Below are 21,107 nucleotides of genomic sequence, written 5' to 3' on the forward strand. Positions count from 1 at the left end.
CTGCAACGATGCGTAACACTTCGCCTCACACCTGCCGGGACGATGGATCATCGGCAGAAAACTCGTCGATCTGCGCACGCCGTTCGGGATTGACCATATTATAGAGAAAGCGTTCGATCACCGCGCGGTCCTGCGGGGCGCAGTCCTCCAGCGCGCGCGCAATGCGCCGCGACTGCGGAAGGGCCAGCGCCAGCGTCAGCTCGCGGCCGCTCCTTGTCGGATAGAGCTTGCGGTGGCGGCGGTCATGCAGGCCGGTGGCCTGAACGACATGGCCGGTATCGATGAGCTGCTTGAGCACGCGCGACAGGCTTTGCTTCGTGATGCGCAAAACCTCCAGCAGCTCCGCAACCGTCATGCCGGGCTTGCGGTTGATGAAATAGAGGACGCGGTGATGCGCCCGCCCGAATCCGATCTTTTCCAGAATGAGATCAGGGTCGGCGGTGAAATCGCGATAGGAAAAAAACAGAAGTTCGATCACGTTGAGATCGGCCGCCTCCTCAGCCGTCAACGGATTGCTTATATAATTCAGATCGTTCGTCGAATTCACATCTGTGCTCCGTTCTGTCGCGTTAAATATGTCAGCATTATTGACATAATTCAATCGCCCAGATAATTTTCGATAAGCGTGAGCTGGCTTTTTTGGAATAATGTTTGCGCTGACGCATGCATGGAGGAGGAATAATTGCGCTGGCCGCTTTGCCGCCGTTCGTCTCAACGCGAACGGTGAGAAGAGTACCCGCAATATTCCGTCCCGATGGAGGATTTATTTTCTTTCCATGCATGCTCCGGCTGGATTTCGCGCAATATGTTTGCGTGACCTCAAAGCATTTTGAACAAAAAGGCCAGCAGTTACGCAGAAAAAGGTGGCCGTCTCACCATTTATATCGATTTAACTGGGGAAGACGGGTCGCGGAGAAGTTTGTCCGGTCTGAAATCGGCCTGTAACCGTGTCGAGACAGCGCCGCGAGAAAAGTCAAGGAGCAAGAAAATGGCTGCGATTCCATTCGATCAACGGGACGGATTCATCTGGCTGGACGGAAAATTCGTCGACTGGAAAGATGCGAAAGTCCATGTGCTGACCCATGGCCTGCATTATGCGAGCGCCGTGTTTGAAGGCGAGCGCGCCTATGGCGGCGAGATATTCAAACTGAACGAGCATACTGAACGCCTGCATGAATCCGCGCGCATTCTCGGTTTCGAGATTCCTTTCAGTGTCGCGGAAATCAACGATGCCTGCCGCGAGCTTCTCAAGAAGCAGGGTTTCGAGGATGCCTATGTGCGCCCGATCGCCTGGCGCGGCTCGGATTCGCTGGGCGTGTCGGCGCAGAACAACCGCATTCATCTGGCCATCGCCATCTGGCAGTGGCCGAGCTATTTCTCGCCGGAAGAAAAGATGAAGGGCATTCGGCTCGACATCGCCGAATATTGCCGTCCGGACCCGCGCACCGCGCCGTCGCGTTCCAAGGCCGCCGGTCTCTACATGATCTGCACGATCTCCAAACATGCCGCCGAAGCCAAGGGCTATGCCGATGCGTTGATGCTCGACTGGCGCGGACAGGTCGCGGAAGCGACCGGCGCGAACGTCTTCTTCGTCAAGGACGGAGCGCTGCACACGCCGAAGCCCGACTGCTTCCTCGACGGCATCACGCGCCGCACGATCATCGATCTTGCCAAGCGTCGGGGCATCGAAGTCATCGAGCGGGCGATCATGCCGGAAGAACTTGCCGGTTTCTCCGAATGCTTCCTGTGCGGAACGGCTGCGGAAGTGACGCCGGTTTCGGAAATTGGACAATACCGGTTCAAGCCTTCCGAAATTACAAATGTTCTAATGAATGACTATTCCGCGGAAGTTCAGCCGAAGCGCGCGGCGGCGGAGTAACTGGGTTTTAAACAGAAAAAGAGCGGCCTTCGGGCCGCTTTTTTGTTTTTCCGTCGGTTATTGTTTGACATTGGCAAGTTTCGGCACATGATTTTTTTGCCGGAGTCGCGCTATTCCGGTTTAAAACTCAGATGGGGTGACGATTATGGAAGCTCTACTACCTCTCATTCTTCAGCTGGTCGCTGGCGCGGTTGGCGGCAACATCGCAGGCGCAGTCAAGAATATCAGTCTGGGAACCACGGGTAACACGGTGGCGGGCGGCATCGGTGGTGTCATCCTCGGTCAGCTGCTTCCGATGCTATCCGGCGGCGGTCTCGATTCCGTTCTCAACGGCGTTGTCGGTCAGCTGGCTGGCGGCGGTGTCGGCGGTATCGTACTCACGGCCATTGTCGGCCTGATCAAGAACGCGATGGCCGCCAAGGCCTGATGCACCGCAGAACGTAAGGTTGTGGGGACAACCGGCAAGACGAACTGTCGGGGCGCGTTCCGAAAACCGTGAAGCGGCTTTCGGGGAAGCGTCCCGGTCAAATCCTGGAGAGGGAAAACGGGCGGCGATCAGCCGCCCGTATCTGTTTGGAGCGGTTCCGGTCGAGACGTTCTGTTTGAAGCATAATCTTATCGATCCCCTGATCGGATTATGTTCTAAAGCTTCACCGGACAGGCGGGGCTCTAAGTATTTGTTTTGTCGCATTATCCTACGCATCGAAGCGGGTTAAGAAATCAGTCCAGTGAACTGATTTCCCCGCGTAGACGCTTCGCACTTTTGCTGGAAATGCTCTAGTGTGGGACAGAAAGCGTTTTCCAGACCGTCATTTATGCGGGACGCGCCATAAAGTGGAGTAAGACCAATGGGGCAATTGCAGGCCATCATCGTTCCCGTCACGCCGTTCCAGCAGAACTGCACCATACTGTTCGACAGCGAGACCAAGAAGGGCGTGGTGATCGATCCGGGCGGCGACCTCGATCGCATCCTGGACGCGATTGGATCCCAGGGGGTCGAGGTCGAGGCCATCTGGATCACGCATGGCCATATCGATCACGCCGGGGCTGCGCTCGATCTCAAGGAAGCCCTGGACGTGGACATTATCGGCCCGCACAAGGATGACAAATTCCTGCTCGACAATCTGGCCACGACCGGCCTGAAATACGGCCTTACCGAAGGCGTGCGCAACGTGACGCCGGACCGCTGGCTGAACGAGGGCGACAAGGTTTCCGTTGCCGGACACGAGTTCGAGGTCTTCCACACGCCGGGCCACGCACCGGGGCATGTCGTGTTCTTCAACCCGGAGGCGCGATTCGCCATCGTGGGCGACGTGCTTTTCAATGGCTCGGTGGGGCGCACCGATCTGCCGGGCGGCGATCATGGGGCGCTGATTCGCTCCATCAAGGAAAAGCTGCTGCCGCTTGGCGACGATATCGGCTTCATCTGCGGGCATGGTCCGGGCGGACGGTTCGGCGAGGAGCGGCGCTCCAATCCGTTCCTGAACGACATCGGCTACGCATAAATTGAAAAACCGCAAACAAGAACGGCTACCCTGAGATCAGGGTAGCCGTTCCTCTTGTTTTTAGTGGCATTATCCGGCGCATCGAAGCGGGAGACTGGCCAGCTTCAGTTCGCGGAGCAGAAGTGGTCGCGCCCGTCGTAACCGCGATAGGTGCCGGTGTTCGGATTGAACGACCGGTAACGGTCGGAGCAATATTGATACCAGCCGCGGCTCCAGGGCTCATAGCCCGCGCGGTAATAGGTTACCTGGCGCGCCGGGGCTGCCGGATAATAGGCAGGCGGCGGCGGAGGCGGCGCATAGACCGGGGCCGGCTGCACATAGGTCGGCTGCGGCTGGCTCAGTGCGCTGCCGATGAGGGCGCCGGCTGCGAGGCCGATCACGCCTGCGGCAACCGCGTCGCCGTGGCCGCGATGCCGGTCGCGGTAGTAGGGACGATCCCAGCCGCCACGATTCCAACCATGGCGACCCCAGGAATCTGCCGATGCCGTTGCAAGCGGCGCGGCAACTGCCGCGAGGGATGCCGCTGCCAGAATGGCTGTTTTCGCAAATCGGTTCATTGTTCGCTCCTTCAGAAGCTCGACTGCAATGTCTGCGATACGTTTGCCGAAGGGGCACGTATCGTTTGTGAATAAGTGATTAACTCTTTCGACATGAATGGAGGCTGAACAATGGTGAAGGGCTGCGGAAAACGCCCATTTTCCGGTAAATTACGCGCAGTATCTGTAATATTTCGCGCTTGAATGGGCGCCTTTAGGAAACCAGACGGAGCGCCGCGCAGGCAATAAAAAACCCCGGCAGAAGCCGGGGCAAGTGGTAGGTTCATTAATGAACGATCAACCGGTAACGGTGATGTTCACGGCCTTCGGGCCCTTGCCGCGACGATCCGGTTCCGTCTCGTAGGAAACCTTCTGATTGTCTGCGAGGCCTGTGAGGCCAGAAGCCTGTACCGCGGAGATGTGTACGAAGATATCTGCGCCACCGTCGTCCGGCTTGATGAAACCGAAACCTTTTTCGGTATTGAAGAATTTGACCTGTCCGGTCTGTGCCATGGGATCCGTTCCTTTTCCTTGGCGCCACCGCTCCTGTGGAGACGGTGGTATTACTATTTCTGCCAAGCGCACCACACACCCGGCAGAGGGTTATGCAGGCAGTTCTCGACATTGGGAAGGAACCGATCATTGCCGAAGGGGAGCCTTCGACCCGGAACTTATAGCGGCCCCGGCACGCCGTTCTTCCAGTCTTCCATTTGTTCGCTAAATGCCCGAACAGATGGAGACTGATCTATGAAGCGGTATTTGGCAAGCAAATTCTTTGGGGTGGACATGATTGGTTATCTTCGAACCGGTATCGTTTGATTTTTTTACGATTGTTTCAAGAAAATCCTCGGTCGAATCCCAAAACAGAACAGGGTTTCCCTAATATATCGCTGATTTAGCAGGTACTGACCGTGTTTTTCTCATCGGTTGCGTAAAACTATGCATGCGCCGCCGGCAGCGCGAAGTTTTGTGCAAATGCCATCGGCTTCCCCGCGGCTGTCGGCGCCGATGCGTACCGCATAGATTCCGCGACGTCCCATTGGCGTGCGTATGCGGCTTACGACCGGCTCGTGGCCTGAAAGCACGGCGCTGAACTGCCTGCGCAGGCGGGTCCATTGATTGACGGCGGCGCTGCGGCGGAAATTGCCCGCAACCTGTATGCCCCAGGGTTTCGGCTTGACGCGCGACATCGGAATGGTGGCGCTGCGGATGATCGGCAGGCGCTTGCAGGCGTCGTGAAAGGCGAGCTTTGGATCGAGCGGCCGGTTCATGATTTCCTTGCCGGCGGCGAAGTCGTCGGCAGGCGCGCCAGTAATGTCCAGCACGTAATTTTCTGTCTCGAGCGGCAGAAAGCCGCCGGACCGCATCCAGCTCGAAACGCGCCCCGCGCCTGCATTATAGGCGGCGGCTGCAAGGCCCCAATTGCCGAACGCGCCTTTCAGGTCGCGCAGGAGGCTCGCCGAGGCGGGAATGGCCTGCTCGATATCGAAGGGATCGGCGAGCCCGCGCTCCCTCGCGGTATAGGGCATGAATTGCGCAATGCCTTCGGCACCGACCGGGCTCACCGCCTTGTGGTCGAACCGGCTTTCCTTCCAGATCAGCCGCGCGAAGAAGTCGCGCGGGATTCCATGGGCGTCTGCATTGGCGCCGATGAGCTGGCAGATGCGGCCCACGGTCGGCGTCTTCTTCTCCGGGGGCAGGGGCGGCGCATAGACCGGCGGGGTCGGCTCACTGGCTGCATGGGAGGAAATGACGCCGAGAGGCAGGCTGAAAAGCTGCGAAACGAGGATAACCGCTATGCTGTGCCTGTAACGATTCATGCTGCCTGTTCCGCCCCTCAACTTCGGCCAAGGTAACCTATATGGGCGGGTTGTCGATATGGTCCGCAAGGTTTTGCACTTTCGCGAAAGGACTTGCCCTTATTGAAGGCTGCGCCATCTTAGGGGGCGGGACAAAGGGAGAGGAAAATGCAATTTCATCGTTTCAGAAAACTGTCCGTGCTCGCGGGCCTGCTGCTTCTTGCCGGTTGCGTTGCGGAAGGCGGGGTGGATCATCGTCCGCCGCTGCGCCCCGGACCGTCACAGCCGCCGCGAATCTGCCCGATGAACTATGCGCCGGTCTGTGCGCAGCGCGGATCGTCACGCCAAACCTTCAGCAATTCGTGCCAGGCGCGGGCAGAGGGCTACCGCGTCATTTCCAACGGTCGCTGCTCATCGAGGCCGGGGCCGGGCTGGGGCGGCGCAGGCGGAATGCATCCGCCGCACCAGGGCAACAGGCCGGGCAGGCCGGGAGCAGGCGCATGCACGCGGGAGTTCATGCCGGTTTGCGCGCAACGCGGCAATGACAGGCGAACCTTCCCGAACCGTTGCGAAGCCGACCGCGCAGGCTATCGCATCATGAGCAGCGGGCAGTGTCGGTAACGACTGGCTCAATGGAAGGGGCGGCGGGTGCCGCCCTTTTCACGCCGCTTCCTGAACAGAGGACGATGATTCTTTCCCCGGCTTGCCAAACCGGTCGATATTGGCGTCACCCCATTTCTTCAATGCGAGCAGGATCGGCTCGATGCTGCGGCCGAGCGGAGAAAGGCTGTATTCCACCTTCGGCGGCACCTGCGCATAGACCTTGCGCTCGATAAGTCCGTCTTCTTCCAGTTCGCGCAGCTGGTTGGTCAACATGCGCTGGGTGACGCTTGGTATCTGTCGCCTCAATTCATTGAACCGAAGCGTGCCGCCCATGAGATGAAAGAGCACGACGCTCTTCCATTTTCCGTCGATCAGGCTGATGGCGGCTTCAACCGCACAGCCGGGACTGCAGTCGAAGCGGGAATGCCTGGCTTTGGCCATTCCGGTATCCTTTTTATACCAAGTGCAAATATCGACACTATAGGCGATATTTGTGCGTATTTCTAAATTGCGAACGTAGTCTAATATTTGGTCCATAGCAAATGGAGCAAAGACGATGAAAGCTGTTGCCTATCAGAACGCCGGTAAACTGGATCGAGCCGATTCGCTTGTCGATGTGACACTGGACAAGCCGGTTGCCGCCGGGCGCGATCTGCTGGTTCAGGTGGAGGCGATTTCCGTGAACCCGGTCGATTACAAAATCCGCAGCGGCGTTTCACCGGACGCCGGCCAATGGAAGGTGCTTGGCTGGGATGCTGTGGGCACCGTCGTCGAAACCGGCGATCAGGTGCGGGATTTCAAGCCGGGCGACAGGGTATGGTATGCGGGTTCCCTGACCCGTCCGGGCGCCAATAGCGAATTTCATCTGATCGATGAACGCATCGTCGGGCGCAAACCGGCATCGCTGTCCAACAGCGAAGCCGCCGCCCTGCCGCTGACGTCCATTACCGCATGGGAAATGCTGTTCGACAGGCTGGACGTGCGCAGGCCGGTTGCCGGTGCGGCGAATGCAATCCTCATCATCGGCGGCGCGGGCGGCGTGGGCTCGATCGCGATCCAGCTGGCGCGCGCACTGACCGACCTGACGGTGATAGCGACCGCATCGCGCCCCGAAACGCAAGACTGGGTCAAGCAGCTTGGTGCGCATCACGTCATCGATCACCGCAAGCCGCTGGCCGAACAGGTTGAAGCTCTGGGGATTGGCGCACCGGCTTTCGTCTTTTCGACGACGCAGACGCCGGATCATCTTTCTGAAATCGTCAGACTCATTGCTCCGCAGGGCCGTTTCGGGCTGATCGACGATCCGGACAAGCTCGACATCATGCCCTTCAAGCGCAAGTCCGTGTCGGTGCACTGGGAACTGATGTTCACGCGCCCGATCTATCAGACCGCAGATATGGCGGAGCAGGGCAGACTGCTGAACGAAGTCGCGAAACTGGTCGATGAAGGCAAGATCAGGACAACGCTGACGGAAGTCCTTTCACCGATCAGTGCCGCCAATCTCAAGGCAGCGCATAGCGTGCTGGAAAGCGGCAAGGCAAAGGGCAAGATCGTGCTGGAAGGCTGGTGAGCCTTCCAGCACATTATCGATTTTAGCTAGCGCCCCGGTCGGCCTGTCTTGCCGGGGCGGCGCTTCTTGCGCGCTGTTTCTGCCGGGTCTTCGTAAGACCCGATGCCCGCGCGCTCACGGCGGATCGCCGTATCGTTGCCGCCAGATGGCACTTCCGTCCGCTTCACGGTCATTTCATCGAGCGTGTTCTTGCGGAATAGCGGTTTTGCCATGTCCGTGCCCGGTCCCATATCGTCAAGCGACGGCTTCTGGAACAGGGACGGCTTGCCAAGCGGGCGCGTCGTATCGGCGCCCATTTCATCGAGCGTCGGCTTGCGGAAGCGCGAATTGCCGGTGGGCTTGCCCTTGTTGCGGCTTGCGCCTGCGTCGCCCGCCTCGAACTCGCGTGCCAGCGGATCGTCGGCGATGGCCAGTTCCGTCTCGCGCAGGCGCTTGATCTCGTCGCGCAGGCGCGCCGCCTTTTCGAAGTCGAGATCGGCGGCGGCGTCGCGCATCTGCTTTTCCAGATGCTCCAGATGGGCGGCAAGGTTGTTGCCCATCATCGCGCCTTCTTCCGCAAAGCCCGAAATATCCGCGCGGACATGATCGCGCTCGTAAACGGAGCCGAGGATATCCGAGATATTCTTCTTCACCGAAGCAGGCGTGATGCCGTGTTCTTCATTGTAGGCGACCTGCTTCTCACGGCGGCGGCTGGTTTCATCCATCGCGCGCTGCATGGAGCCGGTAATATTGTCGGCATAGAGAATGACCTTGCCGTCAACGTTACGCGCCGCACGACCGATGGTCTGGATGAGCGAGGTTTCCGAACGCAGGAAGCCTTCCTTGTCGGCGTCGAGGATGGCGACGAAGCCGCATTCGGGAATGTCCAGACCTTCGCGCAGCAGGTTGATGCCGACCAGCACGTCGAAGGCGCCAAGCCGCAGGTCGCGGATGATCTCGATGCGCTCCAGCGTATCGATGTCAGAGTGCATGTAGCGCACGCGCACGCCCTGTTCATGCAGATATTCGGTCAGGTCTTCCGCCATGCGCTTGGTCAGCACGGTGACCAGCGTGCGATAGCCCTTCTGCGCAGTGTCGCGGATTTCGCCCAGCACGTCGTCGACCTGCGTCTTGGCAGGACGGATTTCGACCGGCGGGTCGATCAGCCCGGTCGGGCGGATGACCTGTTCTGCGAACACGCCGCCCGCTTCTTCCATTTCCCAGTTGCCCGGCGTTGCCGAAACGGCAATGGTCTGCGGACGCATGGCGTCCCACTCTTCGAAGCGGAGCGGGCGGTTGTCCATGCAGGAGGGCAGGCGGAAGCCATATTCGGCAAGCGTCGCCTTGCGGCGGAAGTCGCCGCGATACATGCCGCCGATCTGCGGAACCGTGACGTGGCTTTCATCGATGAAAACCAGCGCATTGTCGGGAATATATTCAAACAGCGTCGGCGGCGGCTCGCCCGGATTGCGGCCCGTGAGATAGCGCGAATAGTTTTCGATGCCCGCGCAGGAGCCGGTCGCTTCCAGCATTTCGAGGTCGAACGTCGTGCGCTGGTCGAGGCGCTGGGCTTCCAGCAGGCGACCGGCGCGGGTCAGTTCGTCAAGGCGGTGCTTCAGCTCCTCCTTGATGGACTTGATCGCCTGATTGAGCGTCGGGCGCGGCGTCACATAGTGCGAGTTCGCGTAGATCTTCACCGATTTCAGGTCGCCGGTCTTCTGGCCGGTCAGCGGGTCGAACTCGGTGATGGACTCGATCTCGTCGCCGAAAAGGGAAATGCGCCAGGCGCGATCTTCCAAGTGGGCCGGGAACAGTTCGATCGTGTCGCCGCGCACGCGGAACGAGCCGCGCACGAAATTGATGTCCTGCCGCTTGTATTGCTGGGCCACGAGATCGGCGAGCAGCTGGCGCTGGTCGAGCCGGTCGCCGATCTTCATCTCGAAGGTCATGGCCGTATAGGTTTCGACCGAGCCGATACCGTAGATGCACGACACGGAGGCGACGATGATCACGTCGTCACGCTCAAGCAGCGCACGGGTGGCCGAGTGGCGCATCCGGTCGATCTGCTCGTTGATGGAGGATTCCTTCTCGATATAGGTATCCGAGCGCGGCACATAGGCTTCCGGCTGGTAATAATCGTAGTAGGAAACGAAATATTCGACGGCGTTGTTCGGGAAGAAGCTCTTGAACTCGCCGTAAAGCTGCGCGGCCAGGGTCTTGTTGGGCGCGAGGATCAGGGCAGGGCGCTGCGTCCGCTGGATGACCTGCGCCATGGTGAAGGTCTTGCCCGAGCCGGTGACGCCGAGCAGAACCTGCGTGCGGTCGTTGTTCTCCAGCCCTTCCACCAGATCGCGGATTGCAGTCGGCTGGTCGCCAGACGGCTCGAAGCTGGTTTCCATCTCGATGGCGATGCCGCCTTCGGATTTTTCCGGGCGGGCGGGGCGGTGCGGGGTCCACAGCTCGCCATTCTTGAACAGCGGATTGCCGGAGGCGATCAGGTCCGACAGGGCCTGAACCGTCGCGGTCGCGCCGGATGGGTTCAGCCCGGCTGCGTCTTCAAGGCTGATGTCGAGACCGGCAACGGGGTTGAGGCCCGCCGCCGCGCGTTCCTTCGCCGAAGCCGCGCCGCCCATCGACGTGCCGCGGCCTGTGCGCGACGCTTCCTTGCTGCGCTCGGGAATCTTCTTGGGTTGTTTTGGATTTTTTGCGCGCGGCTTGGCCGCCTCGTCGCCGATCTCCTTCGCCCAATCAGCGATTGAACCGGATAGGGGCGCGCCGGAAAACCCGGCCTGTGGCGCTTCGCCGAAGCCGCCAGCCTTGTCGTGCGAATCCTGGGAATGTTTGTCTTTTGAGGAAGCCATGACCCTATATTGTTACCGCATGTCTTAAGCGGAAAACCGGTTTCCACTTTTCTGCGACATGCTTCCAATATGGAATTTCAGCGTCCAAATGAAAAGGGCGCCGAGGCGAAATCCTCGGCACCCTCAACATATCCGGTCAATGCTCCTGACAGAAGGCTGTCAGGAGGCGACCATTTTGCGGATGGCTTTACAGCCTGCCGCCCATGCGTATGCGCGGACCGGGACCGAAGCCGCGACCGAAACCGGGATGATAGCCCGGATGGTCGTTCCAGCCCGGACGATCCGTCCAGTGCGGGCGCGGCGGACCCCAGTTCGACTGGCAATTGCGACCGATGCAGCCATTATAGACGTTGCCGCCGCCGCCCCAGCCGCGATAGGGGCCGGGACCCCAATAGCGGTCGTTGTTGGCCGACAGTGCCGACCCGATGGCGATGCCTGTGATGAGCGGTATGCCCACGGCTGCGGCGGTCGATCCGAAATTGTCGTTGGACGTGTAGCCGTTGCCCGTCTGGATGGCGATATAGCTCGATGCCGCCCAGCCGGTCATGCCGCCGTAGCTCACCTGACACCAGCCATAGCCGCTGGTGCAGCCCCCGACGGTAACTCCAACGCCGTTCGGGATCGCCCCGATGGTTCCATACTGGGTGCCGGGACCGGTGCGCAGATTAACTGTCGAGGTGACGATGGCCGATGATGCATAAGCATTTGCTGAAACAAGGAATGCTAATGTAAATATGGAAGCTTTCACCGATAGGTTCATTTATCGTTCCTCTAATATACTTTCCATCATTACTTATAGCATAGGCGATATTATTCCGGCTCATCACGGATAATCAATTTCAATTCATGATTAATTATTGCCAACCTTTTAGGTGCAGCCCGATTCTAACGGTTCAGAGCGTATTGCGCGGTACTTTTCTTCCGGGCAGCCTTGTCTCATATTAGCGGCCGACTCTCTCAAGCACTCAAGGAACGACATTGATGAATACTGACAATGAGCCGAACGGCACGCTGACGATCCGCGTTTCCGCCATGCCCAAGGACGCCAATTCGGCCTATGATATTTTCGGCGGCTGGGTGATGGCGCAGATGGACATGGCTGCGGGCATCCGTTCCGCCGAGCGCGCCAAGGGCCGCACGGTCACTGCGGCGGTGCGCGAAATGGCGTTCGCCCGGCCGGTAAAGATCGGCGACACGCTCTGCGTATATACGGATATAACGCGGGTAGGACGCACGTCGATCACGCTCAGGGTCGAGGCGTGGGCGAAGCGCTATCTCAGCGACAGGCGCGATCTCGTCACCCATGCCGAATTCGTGATGGTTTCGCTGGACGAGAACGGCAAGCCGACGCCGGTTCCGCCGGAAGAATGAACCGATGATGAAAGGAAGCCCGGCGCAGGCTATGCCTGTAAGGCCGGGCTTTTTCTATTTGCAGGCGCGATAGCCGCTGCGGCGCTGCATCAGGTCGAAATGAAAGTGGTCGGCATGTTCCGGGTTGTAGCCGGGGCCGAGAACTGTCGTGAAATAGCCGCAGGCATCGGAGCGGACGCTGTTGAGCAGGCCCTTTTCGCGGAAGGCGAAGAAGCCCGGCTTGCGCACCATGATGTTCTTGCCGTTGTTCAGCACGATCTTGGTGACGTCGATGGCGTTGCCGCGTGAATGTTCCGACATTTTCGCGCCGCGACGATGGTTCATCGTTCGGCAGGAATAGCCTCCGGCATTGTAGATCGTGCTCACGCCGGACAGGTATCGCAGGCGCGAGGCGGGTTGCAGGTCGCCCTTGATCCAGCGGGCGAAGGCTTCCGTCACCTGGCAGTTCAGCGTCGCCGCCGGCTTGAACGCGATGGAGCCGCTGTTGAAACCCGATACTTCGATGGGGTTTTCGATATGGCAGGAGCTGCTGCGATAGATGGTGGGCTTTTCCCTGAAGACGACGCCCAGCCGTTTGAGGCGCGTGCGGCAGGCGGCTTCCGCATTGGACATCGTATAGATGTTTTCGGCAGCCGTGACCGGGTTCTGAACAGGGGCCGTGAAGCCATAGTCGCCGGAATATTGCGGCCGGTTCTGCGGCGCGGATTGCGCGACGTGGTTTTCCTCCTCTTCGGCAAGCCCGACGACGCGCTCTTCCTGCGGTTGCTGCATGACGGGCGCAGCCATGACCGGGGCGGCACTCGCCACCGGGGCTTCGGGCACCATCACGTCGGAATTGCCGACGCTGGCCTGCGGACGCGGCGCGCTTTCGCCGGAGCAGCCTGCGACGAGGGCCAGCAGCATGATCGATAAAGAGGGGGCCAGACCTCGCAACCGGGAGCGCTGGCGGCTGACTGGAGCGGTGGCGGACAACGCAGAACTCATGTCCATACCTTTTCTTCAGGAGACCAGACCGATGGCGTTCCCTGAATATTAGCCTGCAAGCGTAAAGGAAGAGTCAGCGCCCGCGTTAAGGGCTGTGGCGTAAACGGGGCAGGCGCAAACGGCAGGATTGGCAAAATGCCGCCGTTGTTTTATCACCGTGCGGCGGTTTCGGGCCATGCCGCAGACAACATCCTCCCGGTCCCTGAAGTCATTTCCATGTCAGCACTGATTTCGCCAAGCGTCCTGCCGATCCTGCTTCTCATCGGCTCCAACGTTTTCATGACATTCGCCTGGTACGGGCATCTGAAATTCACCAGCACGCCGCTCATCACCGTCATCTTCATCAGTTGGGGTATCGCGCTGATCGAATATTGCATGGCGGTCCCGGCCAATCGCATCGGGCATGAGGTCTATTCGGCGGCGCAGCTCAAGACCATACAGGAGGTCATCACGCTGGTGATCTTCAGCCTGTTCTCGGTGTTCTACCTCAAGGAAGCCTTTACCTGGCACCATCTGCTGGGCTTTGCGCTCATCGCAGGCGGGGCGGCTCTGATTTTCAAGGCCTGATGGAAATCACTCGGCGGGAGCAAGCGCGGGCTTGCGCTTCCAGAACATGGGAATGAGTTCGACGGCCATCATGGCGGAGAAGATCAGTCCGCAGCCGATAAGGCCGATGAAGGTCACTCGTTCGCCGAGGAAAAGCGCGCCGAACAGGGCCGCGAAGAGCGCTTCCGAGGCGAGGAAGATCGCTGCCTGCGCGGAGGTGGTATAGCGCTGCCCGATGGCCTGCAAGGTGAAGGCGACGCCGGACGAGAACACGCCGGTAAAGAGGATTTCCTTCCAGGTGAGCGCGATGGCGGTCCAGTTGAGATCTTCAACCATGGAAGCGATGGCAAGCCCTGCAACGGCGCTGGTCGCGAACTGGACGCAGCTCAGCGTTATCGGCCGCGCGGCGCGGTTTGCCTTGCCGATTAAAACCACCTGCAATGCCCAGAACACGGCACCGCCGATGACCAGCAGGTCACCTTGCTTGAGCGCCGTCAGCGTGCCGCCGGAAAGCAGGAAGATGCCTGCAAGGCAGGCCGCCGCACTGGGCCAGACGACCGGATGCGGCCATGTGCGAAACAGGATGACGCCCAGCACCGGCACCATCACGACATAAAGCCCGGTCAGAAAACCGGCATTGGTGACGGATGTGGTGATGAGCCCGATCTGCTGGAGGACGAGCCCGATGAACAGGCTCAGGCCGATGACCATGAAGAAGAGATAATCCGACCGGCGGAGGGCGATCTTCGCGCGGCGTCCTTCCGCCACGGCCCATGGCAGGACGGTGAGCGAGGCGATTGCCGAGCGGATGCCGATGAACAGAAACGGTCCGATGCTGGCCATTGCCGTCGATTGCGCGACGAAACCCATGCCCCAGATGGCGCCCGCCAGAAGCAGCAGCATGTTGGCCTGTACGCGCGTCATTCTTACCTCGGTTCGATCTTTTTCAGCCGACATGCTATAGGCAATATTGTGGGCAGGCGGCAAGGGAACTTCCGATTCTGCGACATTCGTGCATGATCTGATTCTGCTCAGTGCGCTTTCCATCGGCGGAGGTCTTATGCTTTCCTTCTATCGTGAATCCTCTGTCAGGACCGCTGTCGTGGCGTCGGCTGCCGCAACGATGCTGTTTGTGACGGGCGGGGAATCGCAGGCGGCTTTCAAGACGGTCCGGGATACGCAGGTTCTGTGTGATTTCGCGCAGAACTGCACATTGAGCCTGACGCCGGTCGCAAGCGAGGGAGCGCCGGGGCTTGGCATCTTTCGCAGCAGCCAGCCGGGGTCGAAACCGGTCTTGCGGCTTTCCTATGTCGATCCGTCCCGGAAAACCGGCAAGCTGGAGATTTCCGTCGATGGCCAGCCGCTGCTCGGCGTCGATGTCTCGGCCCTTAAGGCAGAGGACGACCAGCTTGATTATACGGGCGATGTTGCCAAAGCGCTTGAAGGAATGAAGAACGGCCAGAAGTTGCAGCTGAAACTGGCCGGAAAGACGTTCACCTATTCGCTTTCCGGGCTTGTCGGCGGGCTGATCTATGTGGATGAGCAGCAATCGCGCGACGGAACCGTCGAGGCATTGCAGGTCAAGGGCAGCAAGCCCGCGCCCGTGCCGCCGGTGCTCAAGCTGATTGAAACGGTTGGCCAGATACCGGCCGAAATCCGCAAGGATTTTTCCGATGAAGCCGCGGTTTGCGGTGGCGCAAGCCCGGACACGTTCCGCAGCGCAGGCGGTTTCGAGACGAAGATTGCCGACGGGCTCGATCTGATCGGCCTGCCGTGCGGATCGCCGGGCGCCTATAATCAGCCCTACGCCTTCTACAGCCGCCATGAAAACAGGATCGTGCCGATTTCCCTGCCAACCATTTCCGACGACGGCCCGACAGTGACCGATACGGCATGGAACATCGACTGGAACCAGAAATCACTGACGCTGACGGCTTTCTTCAAAGGCCGGGGACTTGGTGATTGCGGCATTTACGATGTCTGGAAAGCCACCGACAGCGGCGAGGGCCGGGTGCGTTTCGTGCTGGTGCAGGAACGCTCAAAAGGCGATTGCGATGGCAATTATGCGGGAGGCCCGGAGAAATGGCCGGCGAGCTGGCCAGTCAAGCCGAAATAGCGCACGCGAGAAAGCGTCGCTTTTGCAGAGAGTTGACAGGGACATATTTTTCCGCGTGAAATGATTGATGGAAATGCTATAGTTCTGTGAATGGTTATTCGAACGGTTCCGAGGCGGATGTTTCGGTGACCGTTTTCTTTTTGTGTCTCGGAGGTTGGAAGCCTCCGAAAAGCGCCTCGCACTATCCAAGCATTGCGCGAGGTGAGGCGGGCAAATCAAACTGCCGGTGCGTGCAGGGCCTCGGGGAGAGGCGAAGCGCCGGATGAAGGAAAGGACTGGGTATGGAAAAGTTCCCTATGACCCCTGGCGGTTTCGAAAAGCTCAAGGAAGAGCTGCGCTGGCGCCAGCAATCGGAGCGCCCTCGGATTATTGAGGCAATTGCCGAAGCGCGTGCGCATGGCGACCTGTCCGAAAACGCCGAATATCACGCTGCGAAAGAAGCCCAGAGCCTGAATGAAGGCCGTATCAACGAGCTGGAAGATCTGGTTGCGCGCGCGGAAGTCATCGACGTTTCCAAGCTGTCGGGCGACCGCATCAAGTTCGGCGCGACCGTCACCATGATCGACGAGGATACGGAAGAAGAGAAAATCTACCAGATCGTCGGCGACCAGGAAGCCGATGTGAAGGAAGGCCGCATTTCCATTTCATCGCCGATTGCGCGCGCGCTGATCGGCAAGGGCGAAGGCGATACCATCGAAGTCAACGCACCCGGCGGTTCGCGCTCCTACGAAATCGTCGGCCTGAAGTTCGTCTGATTTTCATGAAAGTCCCGGTTCAGGATGTCGAGGTGGTGGCGCCCAATTTCAAGCGCCGCCTATCCGGGGTCACATCGACGATCGTTCAGCTCATCCCCTTGCAGCGTGCAAAGGGCCTGAACATCGCGACGATGGGGCCGGGCCTGCCCGACACGCTCCCGCATCTTGGCTGGGGCGCGTTGTTATCCTTCTGGTCGAAGCCGCGTACGAAGCCGTTCCGCATCTGGCACGCGCGGCGCAATATCGAAATGCTGGCCGGGATTTTCATGCGCGATGTTCTGCGCATGAAACTGCGGCTGATCTTTACCTCGGCCGCACAGCGGGACCACAAGCCTTTCACCAAATGGCTGATCCGCCGCATGAATGCGGTGATTGCGACGAGTGGCCGCTCGGGAAGCTTTCTCCAGGTCCCGCACGATGTCATCATGCACGGCGTGGATTTGCAGCGGTTTCATCCGCCGGTTGGCGATGACGATAGTTTCGCGGCGTCCGGCCTGCCCGGAAAATATGCCGTCGGCTGCTTCGGTCGCGTGCGTTCCTCCAAGGGAACAGACCTTTTTGTCGATGCGATGGTTGCGCTCCTGCCGAAATATCCGGACTGGACGGCGATCATTACCGGACGCACAACCGCTGAACACCAGTCTTTCGAAGACGCACTGAAGGCGAAGATCGCGGCTGCGGGTTTGCAGGACCGTATCCTCATCCTGGGCGAAGTGCCCGACATTCGGGTTTGGTATCGCCGCCTGACGCTTTATGTTGCGCCTTCGCGCAATGAAGGTTTCGGGCTGACGCCGCTCGAAGCCATGGCCTCGCAAACGGCGGTCGTGGCCAGCGATGCAGGCGCCTATGCGGAAATGATCGTGGATGGCACCGGAACATCGGTTGCAGCCGGTGACGGGGAAGCCCTGCGCAAGGCTATCGAGCCATATCTGGCCGATCCGGCATTGGCCGAACGTGACGGCGAAAATGCTCTCAGGCATGTTCGCGCCACGTTTCCGCTCGAAAAGGAAGCCGCTGCAATCAGCGGTGTTTACGAGCGCGTATTCGCCGGGAAATAATCTCGAGCCTGTTCCAGAAGTCGTCCTGTGTGGTTGCAAATGGCGCTTTTCTGCGTTCCGGTGCTCATGTACGTTCAGTACATTGCGGTCCGGTACTCGAAAATCACCATTTTCGCACACACATGCCGCTCTTTGTTTCAGGCTCTTAGAGAATCATCAGCGGTTCGTCCTTGACCGGACGAATGGTCAGCGCGGTACGCACGGAATCCACGTTGGGAGCGGCGGTCAGTTCCTCGATCACGAAGGTCTGGAACGTGTTGAGATCACGCGCGACGCAATGGAGCAGGAAATCGGATTCGCCCGAAACCATCCAGGCGCGGCGTACCAGCGGCCATTGCTTGGTTTTTTCGGCAAATGCCTTGAGGTCGGCATCGGCCTGGCGATGAAGGCCGACCGAGCAGAACGCAACGAGATCCTGTCCAAGCGAATTGCCGTTGAGAATGGCGCGATAACCCCGGATGACGCCGCTTTCTTCAAGCTTGCGCACCCGGCGAAGGCAGGGCGGGGCCGAAATGCCGACGCGTTCGGCCAGCTCGACATTGGTGATGCGCCCGTTGTTCTGGAGCTCCCGAAGGATTTTCCAATCGATTTCATCCAGATCGGCCTTGATCGGCATGCGTAACTCCGCGCGCAAGGAAATTTCATTCCGGGGTAATTATAGAACATTCGTCGCCATCGTGGCGCAATCTAATCCTGCTCATATCAAATGAAACAGGCGGATGTAAACCGCTTAACGCTCGGTCAACGCACCCAGAAAGCGCGTGTGAACAGGATATACACCGTCACCAGCTCCAGGCGTCCGACCAGCATCAGGAATGAAAGCACCCACAGCGCCGGATCGTGAATGGTGGAGAAGTTGCCGACGGGACCGATCGTGTCGCCGAAACCGGGTCCGACGTTGGAAAGCGCCGTCAGCGCCCCGGTGAAGGCCGAGACGAAATCGAGGCCCAGCGAGGCGAGCAGCACCGCGCCGATGACGAGCGACGCACAATAGAGGAACAGGTAGAGCAGCACGTTCTGCGCGATATCGCCGGAAATCTCCGAGGTGCCGTAGCGGATCTTGATGACCGCATGCGGCATGATGAGCCGGGCGAGATTGGCCTGTGTCAGGCTCCACAGGATGATGAGGCGGTTCATCTTGATGCCGCCGGAGGTGGAGCCGGCACAACCGCCGAGGAACGAAGCGAGAAAGAAAATTCCGATCGCAGGCGGTCCCCAGAGCGAATAATCTTCGGTGGCATACCCTGTCGTGGTCATGACCGACACGAAGTGGAACGAAGCGGAAATCAGCGCATCGCCGAACGGCACATCGGAGCCGAGCCGCAGCACCACCGCAAGCGCAAAGCTGAAACCGATGGCAATTGCGAAGAACAGTTTTACCTGCGGGTCGGCGAGCGATTCCATGCGGCGCGGCATGAAGGCCTTGATGTAAAGCACGAAGGGGAGGGCCGAGAGCGCCATGAAGATGGTGGAGACGACCAGCAGCAGCCGGTTTCCCTCATAGAAACCGATCGAGCTGTCATGCGTGGAAAAACCTGCCGTCGCCACGGTCGTCAGGCCATGATTGATGGCGTCGAAAACGCTCATGCCGACTGCGAAATAGGCGATGATGCAGGCCGCGGTCAGGCTGAGATAGGCGAGTATGATGCCGAGCGCTATCTGGTTCATGCGCGGGAGGATTTTTTCCGACTTGTCGGAATTCTCCATATGAAAGAGCGCAAGCCCGCCCGCCCGCAGCGAGGGCAGCAACAGAAGGGCGAGGCCGATAAAGCCGACGCCTCCGATCCAGCAGAGGATGGAGCGCCACAGGAGAATGCCGCGCTGCATGTTGTCGAGACCGGTGAGCGCGGTCGCGCCCGTGGACGTGACACCCGACATGGCCTCGAAGAAGGCGGTGGCGTAGCTGATCGGCAGGTGCGAAAAATAAAGCGGGATCGAGCCGAGGAAGCTTGCGGTGAGCCAGAGGCAGGCCGTCAGCAGAAAACCTAAGCGCGGCGTGAAGCGCATGGTCTGGTTCTGGGTGGCCAGCAGAAACAGCGCAGACAATGCGCCTGTAGCCGCAGCCGAGCGGACGAAGATCAGCCAGTCGTCGCTTCCGTCGCGCAGGTCGATCGCCGCAGGCAGAAGCATGGCCGCCGCCATGATGAGGCCGAAACGCGCGCAGATATTGGCGACTGTCTTGTAAATGGCGGCCGGCTCCGGGTTTGGGCGAATTATTCCTATATCAAGCTTGTTTAGCGTGAGATCGATCCACCCGCAACGTGCTGGCGTGAAAGGGTTTGCTCAAAAGGTCACAAGCTGTGGCTAAAGCTCGGCAAATCCCTGTGGAAGCTTGCAAACATCCGGGGGCAGACCTACCTTGGCCATAATATCGGGGCATTGGCCGGACAGGATTGCGGAAGCGATTCTGGTGGGCCGGAAACCCGCCGCTTTAAATCGATTTTAAGGTGCACCCAAAAATGTGGAACAGTTTGGGTGCGCGTGAAAACCAACATGAGGAGCGCCGGTCCGGCTTGAAGGCCGCAGCGCTCCGGGACCGGAGAGAACTTCATGTCACAGCGTCATGCGCCAGTCATTGTCATCGGCTCGGGTCCTGCTGGTTATACTGCGGCGATTTATGCCGCCCGCGCCATGCTGAAGCCAATCGTGATTGCCGGGCTGCAGCAGGGCGGTCAGCTGATGATCACCACCGACGTGGAAAACTATCCGGGCTATGCCGATCCGGTGCAGGGGCCATGGATGATGGACCAGATGGCGACGCAGGCGCAGAATGTCGGCGCCGAGATCGTCCACGACATCATCACCGAGGTCGAAACGACGGTGCGTCCTTTCCGTCTCAAGGGTGATTCCGGCACGATCTATACTTGCGATGCCCTGATCATCGCGACGGGCGCACAGGCCAAGTGGCTTGGCCTCGACAGCGAGCAGACCTTCATGGGCGGCGGCGTTTCGGCCTGCGCGACCTGCGACGGTTTCTTCTATCGCGGCAAGGATGTGGTCGTGGTCGGCGGCGGCAATACCGCGGTCGAGGAAGCGCTTTACCTTTCGCATATCGCCAAGAGCGTGACGGTCGTGCATCGCCGCGACGGTTTCCGGGCGGAGAAGATCATGCAGGACCGCCTGCTTTCGCGCCAGAACGTCTCGGTCGTCTGGAACAGCGTCATCGACGAAATCCTCGGCACGGAGGCAAAGCCGCCCATGGGCGCGACCGTGACCGGCGTGCGCCTCAAGAATGTCGTGACCGGCGAAACGCAGGAACTCGATACCCATGGCGTTTTTGTCGCCATCGGCCACGCACCGGCGGTTTCTTTGTTCGAGGGCAAACTCAAGCAGAAGCCGAACGGCTATCTATGGACCGCGCCCGATTCGACGGCTACCGACGTTCCGGGCATTTTCGCTGCGGGCGACGTCACCGACGATATCTATCGTCAGGCCGTGACAGCCGCCGGCATGGGTTGCATGGCAGCTCTTGAAGCCGAGCGCTGGCTCGCCGCACAGGAACCGCTGCACGAAGCGGCGGAATAGGGCTTTCCAAGCCAAAAGCG

Annotated in this window: 22 protein-coding genes and 1 pseudogene; 12 read left to right on the forward strand and 11 right to left on the reverse strand. The window is 59.6% G+C overall.

Annotated features, from left to right (window positions below; genetic code table 11):
- Positions 1 to 25: 25 nt before the first annotated feature.
- Entirely contained in the window at positions 26 to 547 is a 522-nt protein-coding gene (locus tag JNC63_RS09660) for a MarR family winged helix-turn-helix transcriptional regulator (protein ID WP_006471913.1), read from the reverse strand.
- A gap of 441 nt (positions 548 to 988) precedes the next feature.
- On the opposite strand from JNC63_RS09660, the gene JNC63_RS09665 reads away from it, so the two are divergent.
- The 3 genes from JNC63_RS09665 to JNC63_RS09675 all read left to right on the forward strand — a co-directional run bounded on the left by JNC63_RS09665 (position 989) and on the right by JNC63_RS09675 (position 3,384).
- Positions 989 to 1,879 (forward strand): branched-chain amino acid aminotransferase, encoded by an 891-nt coding sequence (locus tag JNC63_RS09665; RefSeq protein WP_063620768.1) that lies wholly within the window; start codon positions 989 to 991, stop codon positions 1,877 to 1,879.
- Between the two features lie 145 nt (positions 1,880 to 2,024).
- On the forward strand, positions 2,025 to 2,306 hold the full coding sequence (locus tag JNC63_RS09670; protein ID WP_006471911.1) for a hypothetical protein: 282 nt from the start codon (positions 2,025 to 2,027) through the stop codon (positions 2,304 to 2,306).
- A gap of 421 nt (positions 2,307 to 2,727) precedes the next feature.
- Entirely contained in the window at positions 2,728 to 3,384 is a 657-nt protein-coding gene (locus tag JNC63_RS09675; RefSeq protein WP_025090524.1) for an MBL fold metallo-hydrolase, read from the forward strand.
- Positions 3,385 to 3,488: 104 nt separating this feature from the next.
- Here JNC63_RS09675 and JNC63_RS09680 read toward each other — a convergent pair whose 3' ends face one another.
- The 3 genes from JNC63_RS09680 to JNC63_RS09690 form a co-directional block, all read right to left on the reverse strand.
- On the reverse strand, positions 3,489 to 3,941 hold the full coding sequence (locus tag JNC63_RS09680; protein WP_006467309.1) for a BA14K family protein: 453 nt from the start codon (positions 3,939 to 3,941) through the stop codon (positions 3,489 to 3,491).
- A 276-nt stretch (positions 3,942 to 4,217) separates the two neighbouring features.
- Complete coding sequence (locus tag JNC63_RS09685) at positions 4,218 to 4,433, reverse strand: cold-shock protein (protein WP_006471910.1); 216 nt, start codon at positions 4,431 to 4,433, stop codon at positions 4,218 to 4,220.
- Positions 4,434 to 4,840: 407 nt separating this feature from the next.
- Positions 4,841 to 5,740 (reverse strand): SPOR domain-containing protein, encoded by a 900-nt coding sequence (locus JNC63_RS09690; protein WP_063620770.1) that lies wholly within the window; start codon positions 5,738 to 5,740, stop codon positions 4,841 to 4,843.
- Between the two features lie 147 nt (positions 5,741 to 5,887).
- On the opposite strand from JNC63_RS09690, the gene JNC63_RS09695 reads away from it, so the two are divergent.
- Positions 5,888 to 6,340: a Kazal-type serine protease inhibitor family protein gene (locus JNC63_RS09695; protein WP_006467306.1), complete on the forward strand. Its 453-nt coding sequence runs from the start codon at positions 5,888 to 5,890 to the stop codon at positions 6,338 to 6,340.
- 39 nt (positions 6,341 to 6,379) lie between these two features.
- On the opposite strand, the gene JNC63_RS09700 is transcribed toward JNC63_RS09695, so the two are convergent.
- Positions 6,380 to 6,763, reverse strand: coding sequence for a winged helix-turn-helix transcriptional regulator (locus JNC63_RS09700; RefSeq protein ID WP_063620772.1), 384 nt, complete (start codon positions 6,761 to 6,763; stop codon positions 6,380 to 6,382).
- Between the two features lie 115 nt (positions 6,764 to 6,878).
- Here JNC63_RS09700 and JNC63_RS09705 point away from each other — a divergent pair, with 115 nt between their 5' ends.
- Complete coding sequence (locus JNC63_RS09705; protein WP_063620774.1) at positions 6,879 to 7,892, forward strand: zinc-binding alcohol dehydrogenase family protein; 1,014 nt, start codon at positions 6,879 to 6,881, stop codon at positions 7,890 to 7,892.
- Between the two features lie 26 nt (positions 7,893 to 7,918).
- On the opposite strand, the gene uvrB is transcribed toward JNC63_RS09705, so the two are convergent.
- On the reverse strand, positions 7,919 to 10,732 hold the full coding sequence (uvrB, locus tag JNC63_RS09710) for an excinuclease ABC subunit UvrB (protein WP_063620776.1): 2,814 nt from the start codon (positions 10,730 to 10,732) through the stop codon (positions 7,919 to 7,921).
- Positions 10,733 to 10,919: 187 nt separating this feature from the next.
- On the reverse strand, positions 10,920 to 11,492 hold the full coding sequence (locus tag JNC63_RS09715; protein ID WP_063620778.1) for an SH3 domain-containing protein: 573 nt from the start codon (positions 11,490 to 11,492) through the stop codon (positions 10,920 to 10,922).
- 221 nt (positions 11,493 to 11,713) lie between these two features.
- Here JNC63_RS09715 and JNC63_RS09720 point away from each other — a divergent pair, with 221 nt between their 5' ends.
- Positions 11,714 to 12,103 (forward strand): acyl-CoA thioesterase, encoded by a 390-nt coding sequence (locus tag JNC63_RS09720; protein WP_006471907.1) that lies wholly within the window; start codon positions 11,714 to 11,716, stop codon positions 12,101 to 12,103.
- 54 nt (positions 12,104 to 12,157) lie between these two features.
- Here JNC63_RS09720 and JNC63_RS09725 read toward each other — a convergent pair whose 3' ends face one another.
- The gene (locus JNC63_RS09725; RefSeq protein WP_025090522.1) at positions 12,158 to 13,087 is read right to left on the reverse strand and encodes an extensin-like domain-containing protein; all 930 of its coding nucleotides are present in this window, start codon (positions 13,085 to 13,087) and stop codon (positions 12,158 to 12,160) included.
- Between the two features lie 216 nt (positions 13,088 to 13,303).
- Here JNC63_RS09725 and JNC63_RS09730 point away from each other — a divergent pair, with 216 nt between their 5' ends.
- Positions 13,304 to 13,654 (forward strand): DMT family protein, encoded by a 351-nt coding sequence (locus JNC63_RS09730; protein ID WP_006471905.1) that lies wholly within the window; start codon positions 13,304 to 13,306, stop codon positions 13,652 to 13,654.
- A gap of 6 nt (positions 13,655 to 13,660) precedes the next feature.
- On the opposite strand, the gene JNC63_RS09735 is transcribed toward JNC63_RS09730, so the two are convergent.
- The gene (locus JNC63_RS09735) at positions 13,661 to 14,557 is read right to left on the reverse strand and encodes a DMT family transporter (RefSeq protein ID WP_006471904.1); all 897 of its coding nucleotides are present in this window, start codon (positions 14,555 to 14,557) and stop codon (positions 13,661 to 13,663) included.
- Between the two features lie 136 nt (positions 14,558 to 14,693).
- Between JNC63_RS09735 and JNC63_RS09740 the strand changes: the two genes are divergently transcribed.
- The 4 genes and pseudogenes from JNC63_RS09740 to JNC63_RS09755 form a co-directional block, all read left to right on the forward strand.
- Positions 14,694 to 15,749 carry a DUF1176 domain-containing protein gene (locus JNC63_RS09740; protein ID WP_063620944.1) on the forward strand — a complete coding sequence of 352 codons (1,056 nt, stop codon included), beginning with the start codon at positions 14,694 to 14,696 and terminating at the stop codon, positions 15,747 to 15,749.
- 281 nt (positions 15,750 to 16,030) lie between these two features.
- Entirely contained in the window at positions 16,031 to 16,504 is a 474-nt protein-coding gene (greA, locus tag JNC63_RS09745; RefSeq protein WP_006467294.1) for a transcription elongation factor GreA, read from the forward strand.
- Between the two features lie 5 nt (positions 16,505 to 16,509).
- Positions 16,510 to 17,562, forward strand: a complete 1,053-nt coding sequence (locus JNC63_RS09750; protein ID WP_063620780.1) for a glycosyltransferase family 4 protein — start codon at positions 16,510 to 16,512, stop codon at positions 17,560 to 17,562.
- 39 nt (positions 17,563 to 17,601) lie between these two features.
- Positions 17,602 to 17,724, forward strand: a pseudogene (locus JNC63_RS09755) (flagellar basal body P-ring protein FlgI); the annotation flags it as partial.
- On the opposite strand, the gene JNC63_RS09760 reads toward JNC63_RS09755, so the two are convergent.
- Both JNC63_RS09760 and JNC63_RS09765 read right to left on the reverse strand, forming a co-directional pair.
- Positions 17,708 to 18,178: an Lrp/AsnC family transcriptional regulator gene (locus tag JNC63_RS09760; protein ID WP_006471903.1), complete on the reverse strand. Its 471-nt coding sequence runs from the start codon at positions 18,176 to 18,178 to the stop codon at positions 17,708 to 17,710. The pseudogene JNC63_RS09755 and the gene JNC63_RS09760 overlap by 17 nt on opposite strands.
- A 125-nt stretch (positions 18,179 to 18,303) precedes the next feature.
- Positions 18,304 to 19,704 carry a TrkH family potassium uptake protein gene (locus JNC63_RS09765; protein ID WP_063620782.1) on the reverse strand — a complete coding sequence of 467 codons (1,401 nt, stop codon included), beginning with the start codon at positions 19,702 to 19,704 and terminating at the stop codon, positions 18,304 to 18,306.
- 408 nt (positions 19,705 to 20,112) lie between these two features.
- Between JNC63_RS09765 and trxB the strand changes: the two genes are divergently transcribed.
- Positions 20,113 to 21,087, forward strand: a complete 975-nt coding sequence (gene trxB, locus JNC63_RS09770; protein WP_006471901.1) for a thioredoxin-disulfide reductase — start codon at positions 20,113 to 20,115, stop codon at positions 21,085 to 21,087.
- Positions 21,088 to 21,107: the final 20 nt, after the last annotated feature.

The sequence above is a fragment of the Brucella ciceri genome, assembly GCF_041930145.1.
In the GTDB taxonomy this organism is placed as follows: domain Bacteria; phylum Pseudomonadota; class Alphaproteobacteria; order Rhizobiales; family Rhizobiaceae; genus Brucella; species Brucella intermedia.

Coding starts and splice junctions, on each gene's coding strand:
- JNC63_RS09675 (WP_025090524.1), top strand. CDS start 2,728: ATGGGGCAATTGCAGGCCATCATCGTTCCCGTCACGCCGTTCCAGCAG.
- JNC63_RS09680 (WP_006467309.1), bottom strand. CDS start 3,941: ATGAACCGATTTGCGAAAACAGCCATTCTGGCAGCGGCATCCCTCGCG.
- JNC63_RS09740 (WP_063620944.1), top strand. CDS start 14,694: ATGCTTTCCTTCTATCGTGAATCCTCTGTCAGGACCGCTGTCGTGGCG.
- JNC63_RS09720 (WP_006471907.1), top strand. CDS start 11,714: ATGAATACTGACAATGAGCCGAACGGCACGCTGACGATCCGCGTTTCC.
- JNC63_RS09665 (WP_063620768.1), top strand. CDS start 989: ATGGCTGCGATTCCATTCGATCAACGGGACGGATTCATCTGGCTGGAC.
- uvrB (WP_063620776.1), bottom strand. CDS start 10,732: ATGGCTTCCTCAAAAGACAAACATTCCCAGGATTCGCACGACAAGGCT.
- trxB (WP_006471901.1), top strand. CDS start 20,113: ATGTCACAGCGTCATGCGCCAGTCATTGTCATCGGCTCGGGTCCTGCT.
- JNC63_RS09725 (WP_025090522.1), bottom strand. CDS start 13,087: ATGAGTTCTGCGTTGTCCGCCACCGCTCCAGTCAGCCGCCAGCGCTCC.
- JNC63_RS09735 (WP_006471904.1), bottom strand. CDS start 14,557: ATGACGCGCGTACAGGCCAACATGCTGCTGCTTCTGGCGGGCGCCATC.
- JNC63_RS09705 (WP_063620774.1), top strand. CDS start 6,879: ATGAAAGCTGTTGCCTATCAGAACGCCGGTAAACTGGATCGAGCCGAT.
- JNC63_RS09750 (WP_063620780.1), top strand. CDS start 16,510: ATGAAAGTCCCGGTTCAGGATGTCGAGGTGGTGGCGCCCAATTTCAAG.
- JNC63_RS09700 (WP_063620772.1), bottom strand. CDS start 6,763: ATGGCCAAAGCCAGGCATTCCCGCTTCGACTGCAGTCCCGGCTGTGCG.
- JNC63_RS09760 (WP_006471903.1), bottom strand. CDS start 18,178: ATGCCGATCAAGGCCGATCTGGATGAAATCGATTGGAAAATCCTTCGG.
- JNC63_RS09685 (WP_006471910.1), bottom strand. CDS start 4,433: ATGGCACAGACCGGACAGGTCAAATTCTTCAATACCGAAAAAGGTTTC.
- JNC63_RS09715 (WP_063620778.1), bottom strand. CDS start 11,492: ATGAACCTATCGGTGAAAGCTTCCATATTTACATTAGCATTCCTTGTT.
- JNC63_RS09670 (WP_006471911.1), top strand. CDS start 2,025: ATGGAAGCTCTACTACCTCTCATTCTTCAGCTGGTCGCTGGCGCGGTT.
- greA (WP_006467294.1), top strand. CDS start 16,031: ATGGAAAAGTTCCCTATGACCCCTGGCGGTTTCGAAAAGCTCAAGGAA.
- JNC63_RS09730 (WP_006471905.1), top strand. CDS start 13,304: ATGTCAGCACTGATTTCGCCAAGCGTCCTGCCGATCCTGCTTCTCATC.
- JNC63_RS09765 (WP_063620782.1), bottom strand. CDS start 19,704: ATGGCGGCGGCCATGCTTCTGCCTGCGGCGATCGACCTGCGCGACGGA.
- JNC63_RS09690 (WP_063620770.1), bottom strand. CDS start 5,740: ATGAATCGTTACAGGCACAGCATAGCGGTTATCCTCGTTTCGCAGCTT.
- JNC63_RS09695 (WP_006467306.1), top strand. CDS start 5,888: ATGCAATTTCATCGTTTCAGAAAACTGTCCGTGCTCGCGGGCCTGCTG.